Genomic DNA, 25,535 nt, shown 5'->3' on the forward strand with positions numbered 1-25,535 from the left:
TATTTCTCTACTTTCTATTATAATTATTAAGATCTACTACACTCTTTCTAGTTTTTAGATCATAACCTATTAATATTTTCATTTCAGTTTCTTCTTCTTTAATAACCTTTAATAACATTTCAACTGTTTTTTTTGCAGCTTCTTTTAAATCAAATTTGATAGTTGTTAATGGAGATTTTAAAAGTGATGAAGAGGCATAATCACCAAACGCTGCAACAGAGAAATCATCTCCCACACTTAAACCATGTTCTTCAAGTGCTTTTATAGCACCATATGCTAGATTATCTGTAGCACATATTAAACATGTATTCTCTCTAATTCTATCTATATTCTCATCGACAAGTTTATAACTATTTTCTAAACCAAAGTTTGTTATAAATACATCTTTAGGTTCTAAATTATATCTTTCCAGAGTACGCATTACTCCTAATTTTCTGTAGTACCCTACTGCTATATCTTCTTCCCCTACACCTATATACGCTATTTTTCTATGACCACTAGCTAAAACAAAATTTGTTAAGTCTCTTGCTGCGTTAAAGTCATTGTATTCTACACTATAGGTATATTCTCCTTCTTGCCCTAAAAGCACTACAGGTACATCTATAGATTTTATAGTATCTTCATAGCTTTTACTCATAGTTGTCGGTAATAGAATTATCCCATCAACATTCATTCGCGCTAGCTTTCTAATGTATTCAAGCTGTTTTTCTTCATCAAAATTTGCATTCATAATTAATGTTTCATAATTACTTTTCTTCAAATATTCATCAATATATTTTAACGTATTAGAACTAACATATGAATGTAAACATGGAACAATTACACCTATTATTTTACTATCTGTACTTTTTAATGCTTTAGCAAAAGTATTTGGTGTATAGTTATATTTGTCTACAACTTCTTTAATTTTCTCTTTTGTATCTTTTTTTAAATTACCACCATTAAAATACCTTGAAACAGTAGTAGTTCCTACCCCTGCCATTCTGGCTATATCCACTATAGTCAATTTTTTCATAAAAATTTATAGCCCCCTTTTTCACTTCTGTAATTATATTTACAACCATATCTAATTATAAACTATCCTTTAAAATAAATAAAGTCGAAACAGGTTTAATTTTACTAAAATTAAATAAATTTTACATTATATGTTACCTGTACTATCTCGAATCTTTTCAGAATATAATACAGTTTTAAAAATATTGATTTAACAACTTTATTTGAATGAAGTGTATTTTTTAAAAACACTAAGACAGCATAAGCATTTATCTTGAAATCATTTACTAAAAGTGATATATTTTTTTTTGGAGGTAATTATGCTAGTTCAATTAAAAAACGTATCTAAACAATATAAAAATGCTAATTTTAAACTAAATAATATTTCTTTTGATATAAACAAGCAAGAAGTTATTGGTATAATCGGAAGAAATGGTACTGGAAAAAGTACAATTTTAAAAATGATTAATGGAATTGTTAGTTTTGATAGTGGAGATATTCTCTATAAAGAAAAATCTTTAAAATCAATGACAAATAAAGAACTTAGAAGTACAAGAAAAAATTTAGCATACATATTTCAAAACTCTAATCTTTTAGATAATAAGAGCGTCTATTATCACCTTAGTCTTGTTTATAAATTAAACAATGTAAGTGTTAATAATAAAAAAATAGATGAAATACTGGAGTTTATGAATATTACTAGACTTAAAAATAGTCTTTGCGGAAGTCTTAGTGGTGGTGAACAACAAAAAGTTGCTATAGCGATGGCTCTACTTCAGGAACCCGAGATTTTATTATGTGATGAAATAAGTTCTGCTCTTGATACTAATAGTGAAAAAGAGATTTTTGCTCTATTGAATAAACTTCGAGAGACTACAAATATTTCTATATTGATGATTTCACATAGCTTATCATTATTAAAAAACTTTTGCGATAAAGTTATTATAATAGATGACTCTACTATAAAAGATGTTATCGTGCCAAAAAGAGATAATGAAAAAGATTATGATGAAAACTACTATAATTATGTAAAGGAGTTTTTGCTAAATGATTGATTTATTAATTAAAAACTCTGATGGGATTATAAAAGCATTTTGGGAAACTAACTTTATGATGGCAGTCTCAATGTTAGTATGTCTTATTTTCTCTCTACCATTGGGAATACTTTTATTTTCATTAGAAAAAGATTATTTATTAAAAAATAAGTTTATTTATCAAATACTTAGTATATTACTTAATGCTTTACGCAGTGTACCATTTTTAATATTTATATTTATTTTAATACCAGTAAATAGATTTTTATTTAAAACTGCATTCGGTAACTTAGCTGCAACTTTACCACTAGCATTAGTATCCATAAGTATATATTCACGTTTTGTTGAACAGGCTCTACTTAATGTTCCTAAAAAAATTATTGATAGAGCTATAAGTATGGGGGCAACTAAATTACAAATAATTCGTTACTTCCTATTACCATCTATAAAAAGCGATTTAATCTTGTCATTCACATCTGTAACAATAAGTTTACTATCATATTCAACTGTAATGGGTGTTATTGGTGCAGGAGGACTAGGTGAATTTGCCTATAGATACGGTTACCAAGAATATGACTACAATCTTATGTATCTTGTAGTTATCATATTTGTTATCTATGTTTTCATTATTCAATCCATAGGTTATGGATTAGCAAAAAATTATATAAATAAAAAGGAGAAATAATAATGAAAAAACTAATTTCAATTTTTACAAGCTTATTAGCACTTGCACTTGTTCTTACTGCTTGTTCTAGCAAATCAGATTCAAAAAGTGAGAAAAAAGAAAATGTTACTGTTAAAGTAGCTTCACATACTGCCCCAATGACAGATATGTTAGAAATGATTAAAGATGACCTTCAAAAAGAAGGATATAATCTTGAAATCGTAAAAGTTTCTGACAACGTTCAAGCTAACGTCGCATTAAATAATAAAGAAGTTGATGCTAACTTCTTCCAACACAAACCATTTATGGAACAATTTAACCAAAAAAATGGTGCTCATTTAGTAGCAGTTCAACCTATATATAACGCAACAGTAGCTTTTTATTCTAAAAACATTAAAGATATTAAAGAGCTTAAAGATGGTGCAGATGTAGCTATTCCATCTGACCCAACTAACCTAGCTCGTGCTTTACGTTTATTAGACAAAAATAAAGTAATCACTCTTAAAGATCCTAACAGTTATACTGTAACAACAGCAGATATTAAAGAAAACCCTAAAAATCTTAAATTTACTGAAGTTGCATTATTAAACCTTAATGAAGCATATAACGAAAAAGACTTAGTATTCAACTACCCTACTTACATTGCTAAACTAGGTCTTACACCATTAAAAGATGGTATCATAGTTGAAGATCAAAATGATTCTACATTTGCAGTAAGTTTAGTTGCAAGAGAAGATAATAAAGATAGCGATGCTGTAAAAGCTGTTAAAAAAGCTTTAGCTAGCGAAAAAGTTAAAAACTTCATCAACGAAAAACTAAAAGGACATGCTACTCCAGCATTCTAATACACTAATCACAAAAAAGCGAGTTGAAAATATCAACTCGCTCTTTTTATATTATTTTAATAATTTTTCAAATGATTCTCTTACTTGACCTACAGAGAATCCGATAATAACTTGGATAGCTTTACCATTACGAGCTACACCAAGAGCCCCTGATTTTTTCAAGAAGTTATCATCTTTAACTAGACTTTCATCTTTAACGTTAACACGTAATCTTGTTACACAGTTGGTAACATCAACAATATTGTCTTTTCCACCTAAACCTTCAAGAATAATTACTGCTTGGTCATCGTGTGTTGCAGAATCATCTCTAACTTCTGGTTTAGCTTCAGCATTTCCTTTACCTTTTTCACGATATTCTTGTTTAGAATATAGTTTTGTTTCAGCATCGTCATCTTCACGACCTGGTGTATTTAAATTGAATTTCAGAATCATAAATCTAAATACGAAGAAGTAAATTACTGAGAATGTTAAACCTACTGCTATTTGAACAAACATTTGTGATGAATGGTTTTTAAACATTGGAATCCAGTTAAGTGCTAAGAAGTCGATTAATCCACTTCCAAAGTTACCTACTACTCCAAATCCATACATAGTTGCTGACATTGCTGCACCTAATACTGCGTGTGCAACGAATAATGCTGGTGCTGCAAATAAGAATGTGAACTCGATTGGTTCAGTAATACCAGTTAAGAAACCTGTTAATGCAGCTGGAAGTAATAGACCTGCTACAACTTTTTTCTTTTTATCTTTAGCTGTTACATACATAGCTAAAGCTGCTGCTGGTAAACCGAATACTTTAGAGTTACCGTGTAATGAGAATCCACCTTGAGGGAATAATTCTTTTAATGGAGTTGTGCTTTGAGAGAACTCTTGAATATGTTGTACCCAGAAAGCTGTAATTCCATTTTCTACTACTGCTGGTCCAAACATAAATGGTCCATAGATAAAGTGGTGTAATCCAGTAGGAATAAGTATTCTTTCTAAGAATGTATATGAAAATACTCCAATTACTCCTGATGCTTTTAAGAATCCTTGTAAAGCAGCAATTCCTAATTGAACTTTAGGCCATAATAATGCTGTTAAGTATGCCATAGGAATCATTAATAAGAAACCAATAATAATAACAAATGTAGTACCTTGGAAAATTCCTAATAATTCAGGAAGTTTTTTATCAAAGTATTTATTATGAATCCAAACGGCAATTGATGCAATAAGGATAGAACCGATAATTGAAGTATCTAATGTGATAACTCCTGCGATTCTAGTTAAACCTGTTGGTAATTTTAAAGCTGGTGTTACATCTACTCCAAATGATGGGAATACTGTTAAAAATCCATTGATAAAGTAGTTAAAAGCCATATAAATTAAGAATGCTTCAAGTGCTGCACGACCATTTGCTTTTTTTGCAAGACCAATCGGAATACCAAGTGCGAATACTACTGGCATTTGATTGAAGATTGTCCATCCCCCTTGCTCTACTACGAACCAGAAGTTATACCATAAAGTACCTTCTGTCGCGATGCTCCCTACTAAGTTAGGGTTTTTAAATATTGAAGTTAAACCTACTACTAACCCAAAGAATGCGAAGATTATCGATGGCATTAGCATAGCGCCTCCAAAACGCTGAATCTTTTGTAACATAACATTATCCTCCTTTTTTTCTTTTTTTTATTCTGCTATTGTTACTTCTAAACCATTGTGATCTGATATTATTGGATAATTAGTATTATTAAAAATAACACTACTTTCCGTAACATTAAGTTCACGATTACTAAATATATAATCTAGTTTTTTCTTGTTCATTGAATCTTCCCAACCACTAATGTTTTTATATACTGTTACACCATCATCTTTTTTCTGAGCCATTTCGTAAGTGTCAAAAAGTCCCATTTCTATAATCATGTTGTAATCTTCTTTTTGATTAAAATAATCTGTGTTAAAGTCACCCATAAAGATTTTCAAATTAGAGTTATCTGTGTGATTAACTAAATTATAAAGATTTTCTCTAATGTTTTCATCTTCACAAGTAGGTAGATTCATATGGCAACTATAAAATTCTATTGTCTGATTATTTATTTGTAACGTTACCTTTAATATTTTTCTAGAAGATATAGAGTGGATATCTTTGTGTGATGTACAGTAAAAATCCTCTACATCACACACTTTACCCTTAGCTAGTATTGCTAGACCCTCCTCATATTTGTCAAAACCAATATGAGAATAAGTCCAGTAATAATTATAGCCACTTTCCCCATAACTATTTATTTTATCCAATAACATCTTTCCAAAGTTATCTTTTTTTATGTTCGAATAAACATTTTCACTATTAATCAGCTGATTAACTTCTTGCATTGCGATAACATCATATTGTTTTTCTACGATAGTTTTTGCTAAGGTATCAAGTTTTTCAAGCTGATTATTTTCTAACCAACTATGAACGTTAATCGTTAATAGTTTCATATTCTTTCCCTCTTTCATATAGTTATTTATTCCAAATTTCTTTGTTATATTGATCTATTGTACGGTCAGATGAGAAGAATCCGGCTTTAGCAATATTAACAATTACTTTTTTAAGCCATAATTCACGATTTTCATAGTCTGCTAACATTTCTTCTTTTTTAGCGTAATATTCTTCAAAATCAATTAGTGTCATAAACCAATCTTTATTTAATAACTCATTGTATAGTCTTTCTAATCTTTCTTTGTTTCCTAGTTTTACTAAGTCATCAGAAACGATAAAATCAACTACTTCTTTTACACCAGCTTTTTTGTAATAATCTTTAGATACATATCCGCTAGTTTCATAAAGTTTAATAATTTCATCACTTTCTTTACCAAAGATATAGATGTTTTCACGTCCTACTAACTCATCGATTTCAACATTTGCTCCATCTAGAGTTCCTAATGTTAATGCTCCATTTAACATAAATTTCATATTACCAGTTCCACTAGCTTCTTTAGATGCTAATGAGATTTGTTCACTAATATCAGTTGCTGGAATTAATTTTTCCGCAACACTTACATTATAGTTTTCAACTAGGAATACATTTAAGTATTTGTTTACTTCTGGATCATTATTAATTAATTCTGATAAGCAAAGAATTAAGTGAATAATGTCTTGAGCTATTATATAAGCTGGTGCTGCTTTACCACCAAAGAATACAGTAATTTTTCTTTCTGGTAATTTACCATTTTTAATATCTAAGTATTTTTTAATTACATATAAAGCATTCATTTGTTGACGTTTATACTCATGGAATCTCTTGATTTGTGTATCGATAATACTATTTTCATCTAATTCAATTCCTTGAGTTTCTTTTAGATATTCTTTAAGAACAAGTTTATTTTCATGTTTTATTTCTTCTAGTTTAGCTGCTACTTCTTTACTATCAACAAATTCTAATAGTTTTTCTAATTTTGTTGCGTCTGTTAGGTACTCATCACCAATTAGTTCTTTTAAATAAGCTGCCAATGGTCTATTAGAGAACTCTAACCAACGTCTGAAAGTAATACCATTTGTTTTGTTATTGAATTTTTCTGGATATAACTCGTAGAAGTGTTTTAATTCAGAATTTTTAAGTATTTCTGTATGTAAGTATGCTACTCCATTTACACTATTTGAGAAGTGAATATCCATATTAGCCATATGTACTTTATCATCTTTATCGATAATTTGGATATCTTCACCTTCGTATTTCTCACGAATAACTGCATCAAGTTTTTTAATAATTTTAACAAGATGAGGAACTACTTCTTCTAAATACTCTAGCGGCCATTTTTCTAATGCTTCTGCTAAAATTGTGTGGTTTGTATAACCAGTCATTTTTTGCACAATAGTGTATGCTTCTTCAAATCCAATTCCGTGTTTTTCAGTTAATAATCGAATTAATTCAGGGATTACCATACTTGGATGAGTATCGTTTATTTGAACATAAGCATATTCATATAAATCATGAACGTTACTTCCTTTTGCGATAGCTTCATCTAAAATTAATTGTGCTGCATTAGATACCATAAAGTATTGTTGGTAAATACGTAGTAATTCACCATTTTTATCACTATCATCTGGGTATAAGAATAGTGTTAAGTTTTTCTCTATTTCTGTTTTATCAAAGCTAATTCCATTTTCAATAATATTAGTATCTACTGAATCAATATCGAATAAGTTTAAATAATTTTTTGTATCTTTTTTATATCCTAGAACATCTATTCTTTTCAGTGTAGATGTTAGGTTGAAGTTTTTGAATGGAACTGTATATTTAATATCAGTATCTCTTAACCATGAAGAATCTTCAATCCAGAAGTTTGGTTCAGCATGTTGTTCATTTTTCACAAATACCTGTCTAAATAATCCACAGTGATAATTTAATCCAACTCCGTCACCATTAATCCCTAGTGATGAAATAGAATCGATAAAGCATGAAGCTAGTCGACCTAGACCTCCATTACCTAATGATGGTTCTAACTCCTCTTCTTCTACCTCACTAAGACGCTTATTAGCTGCTGATAATTCTTTTTCAACTTCCTCATAAATCCCTAAGTTTATTAAGTTATTTGATAATAATTTACCAATTAAAAACTCAGCAGAAATATAATAAACTTTTTTCTTATCAGTATTTAACGCCTTCTTATCAGCTTCTTCTTTAACATAGTTTAATAATTGTATATAGATTTCTTTATTATTTAAAGAACTTAATTCTTTTCCTGTTTTATCTAATACATAGTTACTAAATTTCATCGTTTTCCTCTCTTTCTCTCGCATATCTATTTGTTAGATCTTTTAAAAATTCTTTTTTCTCTTCTGTAAGATCTTCCGCAAGCATTCTCCATTCCCAGTTTCCACCTACTGTTGAAGGAACATTCATTCTACTACTTGCATCTTTATCTAATAAATCTTGCATTGTTACAATTGAATAATCACTAACTGATGAATGAATACCACGTATCATTGCTTGTGTAATAGTTTCATCATCACGTTGATTTAAATATTCAGCTACTAATTTTTGTTCATCTTCATTTAGTTTTTCATACCAACCATTCACAACATCATTATCATGTGTACCAGTGTAAGCCACACTATTAGCTGTATAATTATGTGGTAAATCTAAACTATCGTGATCAGGGAACGCAAATTGAAGTATTTTCATACCTGGGTATCCTGAATCATCTAATAATTTTTCTGCTTTTGCATCAATGAATCCAAGATTCTCTGCAATAATTGGTAAGTTACCTAATTGTTCTTTTATTTTTTCAAACAATTCAATACCAGGACCTTCTTCCCATGTACCATTTACAGCATCTTCTGCATCTCTATCGATTTGCCAAAAATCTGAAAAACCTTTAAAGTGATCTATTCTTAGTACATCATAAATTTTAAAACTCTCTTGTACTCTATAAACCCACCAAGAATAATTTTGTTCTTTGTGCTTTTTCCAATCATATATTGGGTTCCCCCAAAGTTGACCAGTTGGACTAAAGTCATCAGCTGGACATCCTGCTACATATAGAGGTTCATTGTTCTCATCAATTTTAAATAGCTCTGGCATTGTCCACATTTCAACACTGTCACCACTAACATAAATTGGCATGTCCCCTATTATTTTTATACCTTTTTCATTTGCATATTTTTTAAGCTCTAGCCATTGTTTAAAGAAGAAGTATTGAGTTACAGTATAGTATCTAATACTATCTTTTAATTCTGCTCTATATCTTTCTCTAGATTGTTGTTCACCACGTTTTATATCTTCGTCCCAGTGATTAAGGCTTTGATATCCAAAACTTTCTTTTATAGCCATATATTCTGCATAATCAGGTAACCAACTTGTATTTTCTTGTTCGAATTTTTCTATTTCTTCTAAAATGCTGCTATTTTGTTTTGTATTTTCTACCGCTTTTTCTAGTATAGGTCTTCTTGCATTGAATAATAATTCATAATCTACTTTTTCTTTATTATCACCAAAGTTTACTCCTTCGTAATCACCTTTTTCTAATAATCCAGATTCACTAAGTAATTCAAAATCTATTAAATTTAAATTCCCAGCTACTGCAGAAAAACTTTGGTATGGCGAATCTCCATAACTTGTAGTTGTTAATGGTAATATTTGCCAATATGTTTGATCTGTTTCTTCTAAAAAGTCAACAAATTCATAAGCACTTTTACCAAAAGTACCGATACCAAATTCACCTGGTAATGATGTAATATGCATTAAAATACCACTTGAGCGTTTTTTCATCTATAAATCCTCCATAAGTTTGCTATTAACATAATCTTATATCTCAACACTAATTATTATAATTAAAACGGTTTAATTTGTCAATACATTTATGTAATTCTTTTATTATATTTTTTATACATTTACGTATATGTTAGAATTTTATATTAACTTTTTATTAATAGTTGCTTTTTTTATTAAAGACATTTATAATATTTAATTGATAAATATAAAAGGATAAATATAAAAATGAGTAAATATAAAATAGTATACAATGATATAAAAAACAAAATAGATACACGTTATTATAAACGTAATACAGAATTACCAAGTGAAAATGAATTAGTTAAAGAATATGGATACTCTAAGGATACTATAAGAAAAGCTTTATCTTTACTTGAAATTAATGGCTATATCCAAAAAATAAAAGGAAAAAACTCTTTAATTCTTGGACATGGACGTATAAAAAATAATTATCTTGGAAACATAAAAACTTCTTCGGAATTAAATATTGATGGAAAATATGAAATAACAACAAACCTTGAATCTCTTTATATAATTCAAGGTGAAGAAAAAATAATGAAAATTTTTGGGGCTAAAGAGAACGAAGATTTTTACCGAGTTAGTCGAAGTAGAACTATTAATGGTGAACGTCTAGAATATGAAGTTTCATATTTTAATCGCAAATTGGTACCTTTCTTAAATAAAGAAATAGCCGAATCATCAATTTATAAATATTTAGAAGATGAACTAGGTCTAAAAATTACTCATTCAAGACGAGCGATTTCTTTCCGATACGCTAATGAAGAAGAAAGAACACATATGGACCTAGGAGAATATGATATGGTTGCTGTTGTTGAAAGTACTACATATTTATCAAATGGAAATATACTACAATACGGAATACTAAGTTATCGACCAGATAAATTCACCTTTGTTACTATGGCTAAAAGATAAAAAAGATGCTAATTTTAAATTAGCATCTTTTTTTATAGTTTTATTTTAATCTATCTTCTAATTCTGCTTTTAAATCTTCAAATCCAGGTTTACCTAGTAAAGCAAACATATTTTTCTTATATGCTTCTACTCCTGGTTGGTCAAATGGATTTAATCCTTGCATATATCCAGAAATAGCTACTGCTTTTTCAAAGAAGTATACTAAGTATCCAAATGTAAATTCACTCATATCTGGAAGTTCTACTACAAAGTTAGGTACTCCACCATCTGTGTGAGCAAGTAATGTTCCTTCGAATGCTTTAGTATTAACAAAGTCCATAGTTTTACCAGCTAAGTAGTTTAGACCATCTAAATTATTATCTGCTTCTTTTAACTCGATATCTTTATTTGGAGTTTTAACCTTAAGAATAGTTTCTAATAAGATACGACGTCCTTCTTGAACATATTGCCCCATTGAGTGTAAGTCTGTTGAGAAGCATACACTTGATGGATATAATGCTTTTCCATCTTTACCTTCAGATTCACCATAAAGTTGTTTCCACCATTCATTAAAGTAAACCATTGAAGGTTCATATGAAACTAATATTTCTATTAATTTCCCTTTTTGTTGAAGAATATTTCGCATTACTGCATATTGGTAAGCAATATTTGTACTTAAATCTGGTGTAGAAAGTTGATCTTGAGCCAATTTAGCTCCAGCCATCATTTTATCAATATCAACTCCACTAACTGCTATAGGTAATAATCCTACCGCTGTAAGAACTGTAAAACGTCCACCTACATCATCAGGAACTACAAATGTTTCATATCCTTCATCATCCGCAAGAGATTTTAGAGCTCCTTTAGCTCTATCTGTTGTAGCAAAGATTCTTTCTTTTGCACCTTCTTTTCCATATTTTTCTTCTAGTAATTCTTTAAAAATACGGAATGCAATTGCAGGTTCAGTAGTAGTTCCTGATTTAGAAATTACATTTACTGAGAAATCTTTACCAGTAGTTTTTAAGTAATTCACTAATTCCGCTGTATATGTTGAAGAAATAGTATGTCCTACAAAGAATACTTGTGGTGCTTTTCTATCTTTTTCATAGAAATTATAGAAATTATCATTTAACATTTCAATAGCTGCACGAGCCCCTAGATAAGAACCTCCAATTCCGATAACTACAAGTACATCAGAATTGTTTTGAATTTTTTTACTTGCTTCTTTGATTCTAGCAAATTCTTCTTTATCATAATTAGTTGGTAATTCTAACCATCCTAAAAAATCGTTACCTACACCAGTTTTGTTATGTAATTGCTCATGAGCTACTTTTACATAACCTTCCATATTTTTAACTTCTTGTTCATTAAAGAAATTTAATGCTTTTGAATAATCAAAATTTAAATGCATGTTCCTTCTCCTTTTTTTATAACTTTTACTTTTTATTATAAATCATTGTTGGCTTGTCGTCTATAATATAATTATAAATTAATTCAGAAACTTTTTCTGCATTATGTCTAATCGTATTATTCTCAACGATTCCAACATCATAATTTTCTATTAATTTAATTCCTAATTCAGCTATTTTTTCATAATCTATTTCAACCGCTTCTTGTTTTTCTTTGCGATATCTTGCTAAAACATCTTCATCAAATACTCTTGAATTAGCTATAACTATATCAAAAATATTCTCTCCTACATGTTTATTGATTGCTTCAATGTGGTCTGAGACTTTAAAATTATCAGTTTCACCATGTTGAGTCATTACATTACTAATATATATTTTTTTTGCAGCACTTTCTCTTATTTTTTCAGAAACTTGCGAAATAACTAAGTTTGGTATTATCGAGGTATATAAGCTACCTGGTCCCATAACTATATAATCAGCATTTTCTATAGCTTTTAGTACGTCTTCATTCGCTTTAACTCTAGATGGTGTTATATATACATGATCAATAACCCCTCCAGCTTTAGTTATAGATGACTCCCCCCTTATTATCTCTCCAGTTGATAGAACCGCATTTAAAGTTGCTATATCATTAGTTGTAGGTAATACAGTACCTCTTACATTTAATATCTTACTCATAACCTTGACCGCAGTTGAAAAATCACCATGTATATCTGTCATGGCTGCTAGCATAAGATTTCCTACTGGATGCCCTTTTACTTCACCACTGTCAAATCTATACTGGAACATTTTTTCCAAATATGGTTCCACATCTGATAATGCAGCTATTACATTTCTTATATCTCCTGGAGATGGAATGTTCATGTCACTTCTGATTTTACCAGAACTTCCTCCATCATCTGCTACAGTAACTATCGCTGTTAAATCAAGGGGATACTTTTTTAATCCTCTAAGAAGAACAGATAATCCTGTTCCCCCTCCTATAGTTACTACTTTTACTTTTGCTCTCATTACTTACTACCTACCCTTATCTATATCTCTATGTTCAAGATAAACTCTATAGCCTAATTTCGCTATATCTTCATGTAGTTTTCTTGCTACACTTACAGAGCGGTGTTTCCCACCAGTACAACCTACTGCTATAGCCACTTTATCTCGTCCTTCATATTGGTATTTATCTATCATAAAGAATATTAATTCTTTATATTTCTCATAAAATTCTTTTGTTACTTCATCATCAAAAACATAGTTAAACACATCCGCATCTTGTCCTGTTTTTTCTCTAAGTTCATTTATATAAAATGGATTTTTTAAAAAGCGAACGTCAACAATATTATCAGCATCTATCGGTACTCCATATTTATATCCGAAACTTGAAACCGTAATATGATAACTGTCTTTTTTCTCAATACCAAAATCACCTAAAATTTTACTTTGAAGATCCTTGACACTTAATGCAGTTGTGTTGTAGATATAATTTGCTAAACCTTTTATATCTTCCATATCCTTTCTTTCTTGTTTTATACCTTCAAGTAACCCAAACTCTGATGAAAGTGGATGATTTTTTCTTGTTTCTTTATATCTATTTACAATTACTTGATCATCACAATCTAAAAAGATAATTTTTGTATCAAAGTACTCATTTTGCTGAATCTTCTTAAGTACATCTTTTAAATCTACAAAAAGATGTTTACTTCTTATATCAATACTTATAGCTGTTTTATCTAATTCTTTTTCCTCAATAATTCTTAAAAAATCTTCAACTACAAGTCCAGGTAAATTATCAGTACAAAAATATCCTTGATTTTCAAAAATATTCAATGCTGTATTTTTACCTGCCCCACTCATTCCTGTGATTATTACTAATTTCTTTTTCATAACTACACATCCATTTGATTAATAATTAGTTATTTTGCAAAATAAAATGCAAAATTCTATTTCTTATTTTACACTAAATACTTAATTTTGTGAAATATTAAAGAATAAAAAACTACAAAGAAGAGAATATTTTTCTATATCCTCTTCTTTGTAGTTTAATTAATTATTAGTTATTATTGCCGCTCCGTGTGCTTGGCTGGTTATTCCTACTATTCTGATTTCGAGAACTATTGGCGTTATTGTTACTTCGACTATTATTTGAGTTAGTATTGTTGCTATTATTATTGTTATTATTGCTACTATTACTATTATTATCATTATTGTCGTTGTCATTATTGTCATTATTGTTATCATTATTCTGATTTTTCTTAGAATTTTCTTCTTGTTGACGTTTTTGTTGTTCTTCTATTTGACGTCTTTCACTTTCAGTAATAATTTTAACTCCACCATTTATAGATCCCACATTCTTAGGAACAGAGAATCCACCCGGTCTATGTATACTAACAATATTTTGCATGTTTATTCTATATAGAATTTGTGTCTTTTGTGTATCCGACTCTGTCATATACTTAGTAGGACCATCTATAGAATCAAATCCTTGCCATACTGCTAGTGTATAGTTACTCGTATAACCTACTACCCAAGAGTCCTTAGAGTAGTTGTCAGCATCAAATTTATATTTATCTATTTCTGCTTGACCAAATGTTGTTGTCCCTGTTTTAACCGCCATATCAGCACCACTAATTCTAGCATTTTTTGCAATTCCATTTACAACATTTCTTAACATAGAAGTCATTATATAAGCAGTAGAGTCTTTTATGACTTGTTTTCTATCATCAGTACTAAAGCTTTTAACTTCTTTTCCTTCATTATCATATACTTTTTTAATTGCTTTTGGAGTAGCGTAATATCCATTATTACTAAATGGTACATAGGCTGCCGCCATTTGAAGTGGAGAATATCCATCGCTACTTCCTCCAATAGGTGTAGTTAGAGAGTCATCTGTTACACTCATACCTACTTTACTTGCGTATTCTTTAACTCTATTAAACCCAACTTCTTGATAAGCTTTTATAGCAGGTATATTATACGACATCATCAAAGCATTATTAATAGTAATATTTCCATGGAACTGTCTATCCCAGTTTTGAATTTGTGTCCCTTGAATTTTACTATCATTAATAGTGTGATCAGAACCCCAATTTAGATACTCAATAGCTGGTCCATAAGCCAGTATTGGTTTAATAGCTGATCCTGGTTGTAATTTTGACTGAGTAGCAATATTATATCCATTGAATTTTTGATTTTTACCACCATATATAGCTGCTATTCCACTATTGTCATTTTTCAGTACAACCATAGCAACATCACTTGCTTGCTTAATGCCAGCAGAATTATTTGTTACACTATCAGTTACTGATTTTTGAATATCAGGATCTAGATTTGTATAAATTTTTAGACCTAGGTTTAATACGTCACCTTCATAATCTTTATACTCTTTACTATTTTTCAATTCATTAACAATTTGGTTCATATAACCAGTGTATCTACTATCAAATTCACTTGACATAATTACTCGTTCATCTGAGCTTCTAGATACTATACCATCCATAATATTAGTTTTCTTAGCTGCTTCTGCCTCTGCTTCTGTTATTTTACCATGGTATTGCATTAAGTAAAGAACTGTATCACGTCGTGCTTTTGCAGCTTCAGGATTGTCATATGGATTATAAGTATTTGGATGCTGTGGAATACCAGCAAGCAATGCTTTTTGTGGTAAAGATAATTGATCTAAATCTTTATTATAATAATATTTCGCAGCCGTTTTTAAACCATATACACCATCAGAATAATAAATTCTATTAACGTACATAGTAAAAATACTTTCTTTATCATAATTTTGCTCAAGTTTATAAGCTAAATATGCTTCTTGAACTTTACGTTTAACACTCTTATTATCATCTAAAAATGTTCTTTTAATAAGCTGTTGAGAAATAGTTGATCCACCTTGTGAACCAAATCCACTTGTAAGGTTAGATACTACCGCCCCTACTAAACGTCTATAGTCTACTGCACCGTGTTCAAAGAATCTATTATCCTCTGTAGCAAGTATTGCATCTTGCATTTGTTGCGGTATATCAGCCGTCTCTAAGTTTTCTCCCACTTGATTTCCTAGTTTAGCAATTTCGTTATTATTAACATCATAAACTATTGTTCTAGAATTATTATCTAATATTTTTGAATCAAATGCAGGTGCTTGGTATATCCAAAATACGCATTGGAAAAATATAGCTATTATCGCTGCACTTGCTGCATATAAACCATATTTTAAAGCTTTCATCCATTTACTATTTTTAATTTTTTTAGTATTTGGATTGCTTATTCTATTTGGTTTCTTATTATTTGGATTAGGCCCTTTCCCACCACCACCTGGTCTTCCCATTTGTTGCTGTCTTAAAGGATTTTGTCTTTGTTGGGAATTTGATCTTTGTTGAGAACTTGATCTTTGATTAGCTCCAATTGGTCTTTGATTATTCCCACTAGACCTAGTTCCACTTCTTCTCATTTCTTCGCCATTTAAAGGTCTTCTTTGTTGACCGCTTGACTGAGAATTATTTCCTCTAGATATATATCCACCTGGCATAACACTTTTCTTACCTTGGGAAATTCTATTCCTCCTTGAAAGACGATTATTATTATTTTCCGCCATTGTATATCCTCTCTTTATCGAATTATTTACTTTCCTTCGCAAAATATAAGTTTACTATATTAATTTTAATTTAAATTAAAAAAAAAATCAATTTTATTAGTATAATATTTCAACTTATCTTTATTTTTTAATATTTTTGTAATATAAATTACTAATTTCAAATAAAAATGGGATAACTTTTTTTTTATAAGTTATCCCCATTATATATCTATAACTGTAAATTATTATTTTTCTTTTTTATATAACTCTACACCTTTTTTAAATCTTAATAGAGCATCTTCCAGAACTTCTCTAGTACATGCAAAATTCAATCTTGTTTTTCCTTCTCCACCTTTTCCAAATTCACTACCTGGATTAAGTTTTAATTTTACATTATCATATAAAAAATTACAAAATTCATCAGAATCTGTTGAAATAGCAGAAAAGTCTATCCATTCTAGATAAGTTGCATATGTTGGTGTTAATTTAATTTCTGGTATCTCTCTAGCAAAGAACTCTTTCACATATTCTCTATTTTCTTCTAATACTCCCATTAGTTCATCAAACCATTCTCCACCTTTATTATATGCAGCAGTTGTTACTGGCCCTGATAAAAAGTTATTAGTATTTGTTTTATTCTTAATTAGTACTTTTCTAATTTTTTCACGGTATTGTTCATTTGGAACTATTATATTTGATGTTCTTGCTCCAGCAATATTAAATGTTTTTGTAGGTGCTATATAAGTAATAGTATTATTTATTGCCCAATCTGATAGAGAATGTGACATTACATGTGTTTTTTCTTTAAACGTTAAATCACAATGAATTTCATCAGAAATTAAAATTACATTGTATTTTTCACATAATTTAGTTACTTTTAATATCTCTTCTTTACTCCAAACTCTTCCTAGTGGATTATGAGGGCTACATAATATCATCATTTTCACATTACTATTTGATAATTGGTTTTCTAGTCTTTCATAGTTAATATAATAGTCATCTGAATAATCTAGTTCACATTGGACAAAGTTTCTTTCACATTCATTAATGTTCGTAAAGAAATAAGCGTACACAGGTGTAAAAAGTAAAATCGAATCCCCTTTTTCTGTTAAAGCTTCTATAGTAGCATTTATCGCTGGTCGAACCCCTGTCGCATACAACAACCATTCTTTCTCTAAATTAACTTTATGTACTTTTTTATACCAGTTTACCACAGAATCATAGTATGCATCATCTAAAACATCATAGCCATATATCCCATGGGCGACTCGCCTTAAAATCTCCTCAGTTATTTCTGGGGCAACAGGAAAGTCCATATCTGCTACTGTCATAGAGATAAACCCTTCTCCTACATCCCATTTTTTTGAGTTTTTTCCAACTCTATCTATAACTTCAGAAAAATTGTATTTCATATTAATGATCTCCTTGTCATTTATTATTTAGTGTTATATTAAAGTTAATTTTGAAAAAAATTAATAATTTATAAAAGCGTTTTACAGCTATATTTTAACATAAACTCAAATATTTTCCTAGACATTTCAGCTCAAAAATACATATTTTTGAAAACCTTTTACTAATTTACATAATGAAGCTCTATAGCGATAATTATATTTATTTTTTAATTTTTTTTAATAAATTTTTCTGCTATAGCTAAACTAATTACTAATAGTAAAATAGCTCCTGACCATATTAAGACACTTTTCGGATCATCGTGCTCAACTATTATTAACCTTACAATCGCTGTTATACCAATATATATAAAATATCTAAGAGGAAAGTGATAATTATTTTTAAAATATTTTACAATAAGCGCTACAAACTCAAAGTATAAAAAGAAAACTAAAATTTCTTCAATAAAATGTTGGTAACTACCAGTATCTGTTATAAATTTCATTCCTTCAACAACAATTTCTTTTAATTCAATTAACAATCCAAATGATAATAAAATACCTACTGTTAATAATCCAATATTCATTATCCACAAAAATAAGTTTGATATTTTTTTACTAAAATTTTCCATTAAGACTCCTTTTTTATTTATTTATTTAAAAATTAATTTTAACACAACAATTTTTTTATTCATATAATCTTGCTCATAGTATCTTAGCATTCAATATGTTATACTTATTATATGTATATATGGAGGTTTTTATGATAGAACTAAAAAAAATATTACCCGATAACTTAACAGAACTTTATAATATTATGTATAACTCTAAAGAGCCTGAATGGACGAAACTTAACGCACCTTACTTCAATGAATTTAAATTTTTAGACTTAGATACATTTTTACTGAAAAATCACAATGAATTTTTCTTGAGTGATAGAGTACTTGGTATATTTGTAAATAATAACTTAGTAGGCATTGTTACTAAACATTGGGAAAGTTTTATTACAAGATGGCTAGAAGTCGGTATTGTTATTTATAATGAAGAATATTGGTCTAAAGGGATCGGAGAAAAAGCTTTGAAGGAATGGTTTGACATTTGCTTTAAAGAACATCCAGAAATTGCCAGACTAGGTTTAACAACTTGGAGTGGTAATATAGGAATGATGAAACTTTCAGAAAAGTTAGGATTAAAACTTGAAGGTAGAATTCGTAAAGTTAGATACTATAAAGATGTCTACTATGATTCTGTAAAATATGGTATTTTAAGAGAAGAATATTATAAATTAAAATAATTTTGGAGGTCTTTTTATGTTATTTCAATATGGTACAATGGCAGGAATAATGGAGGGAGCATTTAGTGGATCAATTACCCTGGAAGAACTTTTAAAACATGGTAACTTTGGTATAGGTACCTTTGATGGGTTAGATGGAGAAATGATAATAGTCGATGGGAAAGTCTATAAAACTGATTATTATGGTAACTCTACAATTCAACCTACATCTACCACTACCCCATTTGCTAGTACTACAACTTTCAAAGCTGAATATAAAAAAATTGATAATTATACTTTTAACAATTTAATTTCTAAAGTAAATGATTATTTAAACCCAAATTATTTTTACGCAATAAAAATAACTGGTACTTTTAAGAAAATACATACTCGTTCTCCTGAAAAGCAAGAAAAACCCTATCCACCACTTCTAAAAGTATTAGAAAGTCAAAATATATTTAAATATAAAGATTCTACAGGAGTTGTAGTAGGTTTCTATTCTCCCGATTGTGCTCACGGTATTGGTGTGGGAGGTCTTCATTTGCATTATATAAGTGATAACCTAAAAAACGGTGGGCATGTATTTGATTTTGAAATAGAAAATGCACAAATAGAAATTTCGAAACCTTTAGATTACTTTTTGAAATTTCCTCAAACGAATGAATATAGGAATCTTAATATCGATACCGAGACTCTTGGCGAGCAAATACATAAAGCTGAAGTGAATATAGAATAAAAAAGATGGCTAGCAATAATAATTGCTAGTCATCTTTCTTTTATAAAAAATTATTTATTTTTTTTCTTAGGTGCATGGATACACATGTCGATACAGTCTGCCATTGCTTCATATAAAGCTTCAGAGTATGTTGGGTGACCGTGAATAATATCCATAACATCATCAATTGTCATTTCTGTTTGTAGAAGTGTTGAACCTTCATTAATTAATTCAGCTGCAACTGGTCCTACAATGTGGATACCTAAGATTTCTCTGTATTTAGTATCCATAATTACTTTAACAAATCCTTCACCTTGGTTTGATGCTAATGAACGTCCGTTAGCTGCAAAGTTAAATCTTCCAACTTTAACATCATATTGTTCACGAGCTTGTTCTTCAGTTAAACCAACCATTGCAATTTCAGGGTGAGTGTAGATTGCTGCTGGAGTAGCTTTTAGATCAACTTTTTTATGGTGACCCATTGCATTTTCAGCTGCAACTTCTCCCATCTTGAATGCTGCGTGAGCTAACATCTTAGTTCCGTTGATATCTCCAGGAGCGTAAATTCCTTTAATTGAAGTTTCCATGTATTCATCAACTTTAACACGTCCACGTTCCATTTCGAATTTCTCAGCTAATTCACCAAGACAAGTGTTATCTGGAACACGTCCAATTGATAATAATACTTTATCTGCAACGATATCTTCTTTACCTTCAACTTTAACTACTACTTCGTGACCTTTATCAACGATTTCTAGTAATTTAGTTGATGTAAGAACATTAATTCCTTGTTTTCTAAATTGTTTTTCTAATGCTACAGAAGCATCTTTATCCATAGCAGCTATTAAACGATCTGCCATTTCAACGATAGTAACTTTAGATCCGAAAGTAGCAAATGCTTGACCTAACTCAGATCCGATTACTCCACCACCGATTACTGCTAAACGAGATGGTACTTCTTTAATATCTAAGAACTCATCACTTGTAAGAACTTTATCACTATCCATTCCTGGAATATTGATTCTACTTACTTTTGATCCACCAGCTAAAATTACGCTATCAGCATCAATTGTAGTTTTATCATCAACAACAACTTTTTTATCTGCAGTTAATTGACCTACTCCGTTAAATACTTTAACACCGTAAGATTTAAGTAATCCTGCTACACCACCTGATAAAGTTTTAGCAACTTTATTTTTAACAGCTACAGTTTGTTCCATATCAACTGAAAATGCATCATTTACAAGTTTGATACCACGATCTTTAGCTGAACGAATGTGGTTGATAATTTCTGCATTGTGTAAGAAAGTTTTAGTTGGAATACATCCACGGTTTAGACATGTACCACCTAATTCGCGGTTTTCTACTAACGCTACTTTTCCACCTAATTGAGCTGCTTTAATAGCTGCTACATAACCAGCAGGACCACCACCTACTACTGCTACATCGTACTCTCCACGACGTTCACGTTTAGGTGCAACCTCTTCTTGTTTTGTTTCAGGAACTTTTACATCTGCTGCTACTTCTTTTACAACCTCTGCTGCAGCTGCTGTAGAACCACTTTCTCCAGGAATTTCTTCACCTGGTTGTCCAATCCATGCAATTGTTTGAACTACAGGTACTGTAGATCCTGCAGGATGAACGATTTTTAATAATGTTCCGCTTGCTTCAGCTTCAACTTCCATATTTACTTTATCTGTTACGATTTCAAGAAGGACTTCACCTTCTTTTACCTCGTCACCTTCTTGCTTAAACCATTGTACGATTTCGCCTTCTTCCATTTCACTTCCGGCTTTTGGCATAATAACTTCTACTGCCATCTTATAATCACTCCTTAATACACTTTTCTTATGTTTTTTCTTAATATATTATATCACTATTATATTAGTAATGACAATGGATTTTCTATTGCTTCTTTCAGAGTCTTCATGAATTTAGCTCCTTCTAATCCATCTACCACACGGTGGTCAGCTGTTAATGTTAATGTCATAATAGGTCTTACAGTCACTTCACCATTATATACTACTGGTTTTGGTACAGTAGCACTTACACCTAAAATTGCTGTGTTAGGTTGGTTAATAATTGGTACGAAACTTTTAACTCCGTACATACCTAAGTTACTAATTGTAAATGTTGAATCAGCCATTTCATCTGGTTTTAATTTACCATTTAAAGCTTTAGTTGTAATTTCTTTAGATGCTACAACAAGCTCTTTAAGGCTCATTTTGTCTGCACCTTTAATTACAGGTACTACTAAACCACTGTCCATACCTACTGCAATAGATAAGTTAACATAGTGGTGTAAGTACATTTCTTTTTCATCACTTGATAATGAAGCATTTACATATGGGTGTTTCATTAATGATTTAATTACAGCTAATGAAATAAAGTCAGTAACTGTTGCTTTTTTACCAGTTTCTTCAATAATAGCGTCAACAACTTTTTTACGTAATGCTAGTAATTCAGTCATATCTACTTCTACGTTTACTACGAATGTAGGAGCACTGAAGTATGATTCACTCATACGTTTAGAAATAACTTTACGCATTGGTGACATTGGTACTGTTTCAACAACACCCCATTGATTTTCATTTGGAGCTTTCGGTGTTTTTGGTGCTTTTGGTGCAACTTCCGCTTTTGGAGCTGCTTCAACTTTCGTAGCACCGTGAAGAACTGCCATAATATCGGCTTTCATAATTTTACCGTTAGGTCCTGTACCTACAATACTTTCTGTGTTAATTCCTTCGATTTTTGCAATACGTTCTGCAAGTGGAGAAATTTTAACTTTAGAGTTAAGTTTGTAGTCTAATACATCATCTTTATGGATTCTTCCTTTTGGTCCAGATCCTTTTACTTTAGATAAGTCTATTCCTTTTTTACGCGCATAAGCTCTTGCAGCTGGTGTTGCACGTAATCCAGAATAATCTACTTTTTCTACTTCTTTTACTGGAGTATAGTCAACTTTTTTCTCAATTATTGTTTCTGCTGGAGCTACTTCTCCTGATTCGCTTGCTCCTGGAATTTTTTCACCAGGTTCACCAATCCATGCGATTGTTTGTACTACTGGTACTACATCTCCTGCTTGAGCAAGAATTTTTAATAAAGTCCCTGTAGCTTCAGCTTCAACTTCCATATTTACTTTGTCTGTTACAATTTCAAGTAAGACTTCACCTTCTTCGACATGGTCTCCTTCATTTTTAAACCATTGTACGATTTCGCCTTCTTCCATCTCACTTCCGGCTTTTGGCATTATTACCTCTACTGCCATTATTTTTCACATCCTTCGCTAATTACATTTTATTTTTTATTTACGGCTTTTTTAATTGTTGCTTTGATGTCTTCTACATCTGGAACAACTAATTTTTCTAAGTCTTTAGCAGATGGAATGTTAGTATCTGCTCCAGCCACACGGTAAATTGGGCTATCTAAGAAATCAAATGCATCACTTTCTGCGATTCTAGCAACGATTTCTCCACCAAATCCACCAGTTTTGAATGAATCATGGCATACTACTAATTTTCCAGTTTTTTGAACTGATTTCACGATTAAATCAGTATCTAATGGTACTAATGTAATTGGGTCTACTACTTCTACTGAGATACCTTCTTCTTTTAATTCTTCAGCAGCTTGCAAACTACGTTCTAGCATTCTTCCCCAAGATACTAATGTTACATCATTACCTTCTACTTTAACATCACCTTTACCAATAACACCGATTTTTCCTACTTCTACTTCACCTTTACGCCCAAATAACGCTTTTGGTTCAATGTAGATAACTGGGTTATTATCTCTGATAGCAGCTCTTAAGATAGAGTAAACATCTCCTGCAGTACCTGGAGCAACAACTTTAAGTCCAGGAATGTGGCAGAACCAAGCTTCTAGTGCTTTTGTATGTTGAGCCGCAGCACCTGTTCCAGCTCCTGATGCACAACGATAAGTTACTGGTACTTGTACTTCTCCACCTAACATATAACGCATTGGAGCTGCTTGGTTAACAATAGCATCCATACCAATTGTTACGAAATCCATAAATGTTACGTCAACGATTGGACGCATGCCTACTGATGCTGCCCCTGCAGCAGAACCACAAATCGCAGCTTCACTAATAGGTGTATCAATTACACGTTCTGGTCCGAACTCTTCTAACATACCAACTGTAGTACCGAAGTCTCCACCAAATATACCAACATCTTCACCCATTAAAAATACATTTTCATCTTCACGCATTTCGTGAGTCATAGCTTCTTTTATAGCTTCACGAACTGTCATAATTTTTGTTTCTTTAGTCATAACTATTAATCTCCTATTTTTATAAAATATTATTTAAACTTTAAATATTAGTCAGCGTAGTTATCTTGGAATGCAATTGAACCATCAGCAACTTTTGATTCTTTAGCAAACTCTACAGCATCATCGATAGTAGCTTTTGATCTATCTTCAATTTCTTTTAATTCTGCTTCTGTAGCAATTCCGTTTTCTAATAAGTAATTTCTATATTTTACATTAGGATCTTTTAATTTCCATTCAGCAACTTCTTCGCGGCTACGGTATTTACCAGCGTCTGATGCAGAGTGTCCGAACCATCTGTAAGATACAGCTTCTACTAATACAGGACCTTTTCCACTTCTAGCGTGATCGATAGCTTCTTGCATTGCGTCGTAAACCGCTAATACATCGTTTCCGTCTTCTACGTGAATTCCTTTTATTCTATAAGAAGCAGCACGTTCAGTAATGTCTTTAACACGCATACATCTTTCTTGAGCCATTGAGATACCATATTTATTGTTAATTACATAGAAAATAAGTGGTAAATCCCAGTTAGATGCCATATTTAAACATTCGTGGAAACTTCCTTCGTTTGTAGCACCGTCTCCCATACAACAAATTACAACATTACCAGTTTTTTTCATTTTTTGAGCAAGCGCTGCACCAGTACTTAAACCGTGTCCACCACCAACGATACCGTTACATCCCATGTTACCTTGTTCTAGGTCATAAACGTGCATACTTCCTCCACGTCCTTTACATTGACCTGTTTCTTTACCAAGGATTTCAGCCATCATACGGTCAATTTCAATTCCTTTAGCAATTGTTTGTCCGTGACCACGGTGATTAGAATACATTAAGTCTTCTTTTCTTAATGGATAAATCGCACCTACGTTTGCAGCTTCCTCTCCTACTGAATAGTGAGTCATACCGTGAACTAAACCACGTGAGTATAGTTTACTTAACTCCATATCAAAATCTCTAATAAGTTGCATTAGTTCATACATTTCTAAATGCTCTTGTTTAGTTAAATCTTTTGATGTTTTTACCATAATAACCTCCAAAATTTGTATATATATATTTAGTAAAATATGTTAATCACATATTACTTTTATAATATACATCTTTTATTTATAAAAGTCAAATTACTGAACCGAAATAAATAAGAATATTTGTTACAAATAAAATAACTAAATTGTTTCAGTCGGATTAGCCTTTTGTACTCATACAGTT

Annotated in this window: 21 protein-coding genes; 6 read left to right on the plus strand and 15 right to left on the minus strand. The window is 30.7% G+C overall.

The annotated features are described in order from the left end of the window. Window positions 1-7 precede the first annotated feature (7 nt). Window positions 8-1,015 carry a LacI family DNA-binding transcriptional regulator gene (locus T369_RS0101610; protein WP_031550871.1) on the minus strand — a complete coding sequence of 336 codons (1,008 nt, stop codon included), beginning with the start codon at window positions 1,013-1,015 and terminating at the stop codon, window positions 8-10. Window positions 1,016-1,313: 298 nt separating this feature from the next. On the opposite strand from T369_RS0101610, the gene T369_RS0101615 reads away from it, so the two are divergent. From T369_RS0101615 to T369_RS0101625, 3 genes are read left to right on the plus strand one after another with little or no spacing between them, the layout of a single operon-like run. Then, window positions 1,314-2,048 (plus strand): ATP-binding cassette domain-containing protein, encoded by a 735-nt coding sequence (locus T369_RS0101615; protein WP_031550873.1) that lies wholly within the window; start codon window positions 1,314-1,316, stop codon window positions 2,046-2,048. Next, entirely contained in the window at window positions 2,041-2,712 is a 672-nt protein-coding gene (locus tag T369_RS0101620) for a methionine ABC transporter permease (RefSeq protein WP_006363690.1), read from the plus strand. The genes T369_RS0101615 and T369_RS0101620 overlap by 8 nt, the downstream gene beginning before the upstream one ends. A gap of 2 nt (window positions 2,713-2,714) precedes the next feature. Next, window positions 2,715-3,536 (plus strand): MetQ/NlpA family ABC transporter substrate-binding protein, encoded by an 822-nt coding sequence (locus T369_RS0101625; protein ID WP_031550875.1) that lies wholly within the window; start codon window positions 2,715-2,717, stop codon window positions 3,534-3,536. Window positions 3,537-3,587: 51 nt separating this feature from the next. Here the strand turns inward: T369_RS0101625 and T369_RS0101630 are convergent, their stop codons facing one another. The 4 genes from T369_RS0101630 to malQ are packed head-to-tail and all read right to left on the minus strand — an operon-like array spanning window position 3,588 to window position 9,769. Next, the gene (locus tag T369_RS0101630) at window positions 3,588-5,177 is read right to left on the minus strand and encodes an alpha-glucoside-specific PTS transporter subunit IIBC (protein ID WP_031550878.1); all 1,590 of its coding nucleotides are present in this window, start codon (window positions 5,175-5,177) and stop codon (window positions 3,588-3,590) included. A 27-nt stretch (window positions 5,178-5,204) separates the two neighbouring features. Beyond that, complete coding sequence (locus T369_RS0101635) at window positions 5,205-5,996, minus strand: endonuclease/exonuclease/phosphatase family protein (RefSeq protein ID WP_031550882.1); 792 nt, start codon at window positions 5,994-5,996, stop codon at window positions 5,205-5,207. A gap of 22 nt (window positions 5,997-6,018) precedes the next feature. Continuing rightward, window positions 6,019-8,274, minus strand: coding sequence for a glycogen/starch/alpha-glucan family phosphorylase (glgP, locus tag T369_RS0101640; protein WP_031550885.1), 2,256 nt, complete (start codon window positions 8,272-8,274; stop codon window positions 6,019-6,021). Beyond that, a complete protein-coding gene (malQ, locus tag T369_RS0101645) occupies window positions 8,264-9,769 on the minus strand; it encodes a 4-alpha-glucanotransferase (protein WP_031550889.1) in 1,506 nt (501 codons plus the stop codon). Before malQ ends, glgP begins: the two co-directional genes overlap by 11 nt. Window positions 9,770-9,997: 228 nt before the next feature. Between malQ and T369_RS0101650 the strand changes: the two genes are divergently transcribed. Then, on the plus strand, window positions 9,998-10,705 hold the full coding sequence (locus tag T369_RS0101650; protein ID WP_006363696.1) for a UTRA domain-containing protein: 708 nt from the start codon (window positions 9,998-10,000) through the stop codon (window positions 10,703-10,705). A gap of 40 nt (window positions 10,706-10,745) precedes the next feature. On the opposite strand, the gene T369_RS0101655 is transcribed toward T369_RS0101650, so the two are convergent. The 6 genes from T369_RS0101655 to psiE all read right to left on the minus strand — a co-directional run bounded on the left by T369_RS0101655 (window position 10,746) and on the right by psiE (window position 18,680). Further along, complete coding sequence (locus T369_RS0101655; RefSeq protein ID WP_006363697.1) at window positions 10,746-12,095, minus strand: glucose-6-phosphate isomerase; 1,350 nt, start codon at window positions 12,093-12,095, stop codon at window positions 10,746-10,748. A 25-nt stretch (window positions 12,096-12,120) separates the two neighbouring features. Beyond that, window positions 12,121-13,104, minus strand: a complete 984-nt coding sequence (locus tag T369_RS0101660) for a gluconeogenesis factor YvcK family protein (RefSeq protein ID WP_006363698.1) — start codon at window positions 13,102-13,104, stop codon at window positions 12,121-12,123. Between the two features lie 6 nt (window positions 13,105-13,110). After that, on the minus strand, window positions 13,111-13,971 hold the full coding sequence (rapZ, locus tag T369_RS0101665) for an RNase adapter RapZ (RefSeq protein WP_031550893.1): 861 nt from the start codon (window positions 13,969-13,971) through the stop codon (window positions 13,111-13,113). A 166-nt stretch (window positions 13,972-14,137) separates the two neighbouring features. After that, the gene (locus T369_RS0101670; RefSeq protein ID WP_031550896.1) at window positions 14,138-16,681 is read right to left on the minus strand and encodes a transglycosylase domain-containing protein; all 2,544 of its coding nucleotides are present in this window, start codon (window positions 16,679-16,681) and stop codon (window positions 14,138-14,140) included. A 224-nt stretch (window positions 16,682-16,905) separates the two neighbouring features. Then, window positions 16,906-18,072: a MalY/PatB family protein gene (locus tag T369_RS0101675; RefSeq protein ID WP_031550899.1), complete on the minus strand. Its 1,167-nt coding sequence runs from the start codon at window positions 18,070-18,072 to the stop codon at window positions 16,906-16,908. A gap of 206 nt (window positions 18,073-18,278) precedes the next feature. Beyond that, window positions 18,279-18,680 carry a phosphate-starvation-inducible protein PsiE gene (psiE, locus tag T369_RS0101680; RefSeq protein ID WP_031550902.1) on the minus strand — a complete coding sequence of 134 codons (402 nt, stop codon included), beginning with the start codon at window positions 18,678-18,680 and terminating at the stop codon, window positions 18,279-18,281. A 131-nt stretch (window positions 18,681-18,811) separates the two neighbouring features. Here psiE and T369_RS0101685 point away from each other — a divergent pair, with 131 nt between their 5' ends. Both T369_RS0101685 and budA read left to right on the plus strand, forming a co-directional pair. Continuing rightward, window positions 18,812-19,342, plus strand: a complete 531-nt coding sequence (locus T369_RS0101685; RefSeq protein WP_006363704.1) for a GNAT family N-acetyltransferase — start codon at window positions 18,812-18,814, stop codon at window positions 19,340-19,342. 16 nt (window positions 19,343-19,358) lie between these two features. Next, window positions 19,359-20,057, plus strand: a complete 699-nt coding sequence (gene budA, locus T369_RS0101690; protein ID WP_031550906.1) for an acetolactate decarboxylase — start codon at window positions 19,359-19,361, stop codon at window positions 20,055-20,057. A gap of 50 nt (window positions 20,058-20,107) precedes the next feature. On the opposite strand, the gene lpdA is transcribed toward budA, so the two are convergent. Genes lpdA through T369_RS0101710 form a run of 4 tightly spaced genes read right to left on the minus strand, consistent with a single transcriptional unit; the run spans window position 20,108 to window position 25,354 of the window. Beyond that, complete coding sequence (gene lpdA / locus T369_RS0101695) at window positions 20,108-21,856, minus strand: dihydrolipoyl dehydrogenase (protein ID WP_031550909.1); 1,749 nt, start codon at window positions 21,854-21,856, stop codon at window positions 20,108-20,110. A gap of 59 nt (window positions 21,857-21,915) precedes the next feature. Next, window positions 21,916-23,304, minus strand: a complete 1,389-nt coding sequence (locus tag T369_RS0101700) for a dihydrolipoamide acetyltransferase (RefSeq protein WP_031550912.1) — start codon at window positions 23,302-23,304, stop codon at window positions 21,916-21,918. 29 nt (window positions 23,305-23,333) lie between these two features. Further along, window positions 23,334-24,326, minus strand: coding sequence for an alpha-ketoacid dehydrogenase subunit beta (locus T369_RS0101705; protein WP_031550915.1), 993 nt, complete (start codon window positions 24,324-24,326; stop codon window positions 23,334-23,336). A 47-nt stretch (window positions 24,327-24,373) separates the two neighbouring features. After that, window positions 24,374-25,354 carry a thiamine pyrophosphate-dependent dehydrogenase E1 component subunit alpha gene (locus T369_RS0101710; RefSeq protein ID WP_006363709.1) on the minus strand — a complete coding sequence of 327 codons (981 nt, stop codon included), beginning with the start codon at window positions 25,352-25,354 and terminating at the stop codon, window positions 24,374-24,376. Between the last annotated feature and the right edge of the window lie 181 nt (window positions 25,355-25,535).

The sequence above is a fragment of the Gemella sanguinis ATCC 700632 genome, from assembly GCF_000701685.1.
GTDB classification, from domain to species: Bacteria; Bacillota; Bacilli; order Staphylococcales; family Gemellaceae; genus Gemella; species Gemella sanguinis.

What these genes read in the sequence shown, in the direction of transcription:
- T369_RS0101610 (WP_031550871.1), bottom strand. Translation starts at nt 1,015, where the DNA reads ATGAAAAAATTGACTATAGTGGATATAGCCAGAATGGCAGGGGTAGGA.
- T369_RS0101615 (WP_031550873.1), top strand. Translation starts at nt 1,314, where the DNA reads ATGCTAGTTCAATTAAAAAACGTATCTAAACAATATAAAAATGCTAAT.
- T369_RS0101620 (WP_006363690.1), top strand. Translation starts at nt 2,041, where the DNA reads ATGATTGATTTATTAATTAAAAACTCTGATGGGATTATAAAAGCATTT.
- T369_RS0101625 (WP_031550875.1), top strand. Translation starts at nt 2,715, where the DNA reads ATGAAAAAACTAATTTCAATTTTTACAAGCTTATTAGCACTTGCACTT.
- T369_RS0101630 (WP_031550878.1), bottom strand. Translation starts at nt 5,177, where the DNA reads ATGTTACAAAAGATTCAGCGTTTTGGAGGCGCTATGCTAATGCCATCG.
- T369_RS0101635 (WP_031550882.1), bottom strand. Translation starts at nt 5,996, where the DNA reads ATGAAACTATTAACGATTAACGTTCATAGTTGGTTAGAAAATAATCAG.
- glgP (WP_031550885.1), bottom strand. Translation starts at nt 8,274, where the DNA reads ATGAAATTTAGTAACTATGTATTAGATAAAACAGGAAAAGAATTAAGT.
- malQ (WP_031550889.1), bottom strand. Translation starts at nt 9,769, where the DNA reads ATGAAAAAACGCTCAAGTGGTATTTTAATGCATATTACATCATTACCA.
- T369_RS0101650 (WP_006363696.1), top strand. Translation starts at nt 9,998, where the DNA reads ATGAGTAAATATAAAATAGTATACAATGATATAAAAAACAAAATAGAT.
- T369_RS0101655 (WP_006363697.1), bottom strand. Translation starts at nt 12,095, where the DNA reads ATGCATTTAAATTTTGATTATTCAAAAGCATTAAATTTCTTTAATGAA.
- T369_RS0101660 (WP_006363698.1), bottom strand. Translation starts at nt 13,104, where the DNA reads ATGAGAGCAAAAGTAAAAGTAGTAACTATAGGAGGGGGAACAGGATTA.
- rapZ (WP_031550893.1), bottom strand. Translation starts at nt 13,971, where the DNA reads ATGAAAAAGAAATTAGTAATAATCACAGGAATGAGTGGGGCAGGTAAA.
- T369_RS0101670 (WP_031550896.1), bottom strand. Translation starts at nt 16,681, where the DNA reads ATGGCGGAAAATAATAATAATCGTCTTTCAAGGAGGAATAGAATTTCC.
- T369_RS0101675 (WP_031550899.1), bottom strand. Translation starts at nt 18,072, where the DNA reads ATGAAATACAATTTTTCTGAAGTTATAGATAGAGTTGGAAAAAACTCA.
- psiE (WP_031550902.1), bottom strand. Translation starts at nt 18,680, where the DNA reads ATGGAAAATTTTAGTAAAAAAATATCAAACTTATTTTTGTGGATAATG.
- T369_RS0101685 (WP_006363704.1), top strand. Translation starts at nt 18,812, where the DNA reads ATGATAGAACTAAAAAAAATATTACCCGATAACTTAACAGAACTTTAT.
- budA (WP_031550906.1), top strand. Translation starts at nt 19,359, where the DNA reads ATGTTATTTCAATATGGTACAATGGCAGGAATAATGGAGGGAGCATTT.
- lpdA (WP_031550909.1), bottom strand. Translation starts at nt 21,856, where the DNA reads ATGGCAGTAGAAGTTATTATGCCAAAAGCCGGAAGTGAAATGGAAGAA.
- T369_RS0101700 (WP_031550912.1), bottom strand. Translation starts at nt 23,304, where the DNA reads ATGGCAGTAGAGGTAATAATGCCAAAAGCCGGAAGTGAGATGGAAGAA.
- T369_RS0101705 (WP_031550915.1), bottom strand. Translation starts at nt 24,326, where the DNA reads ATGACTAAAGAAACAAAAATTATGACAGTTCGTGAAGCTATAAAAGAA.
- T369_RS0101710 (WP_006363709.1), bottom strand. Translation starts at nt 25,354, where the DNA reads ATGGTAAAAACATCAAAAGATTTAACTAAACAAGAGCATTTAGAAATG.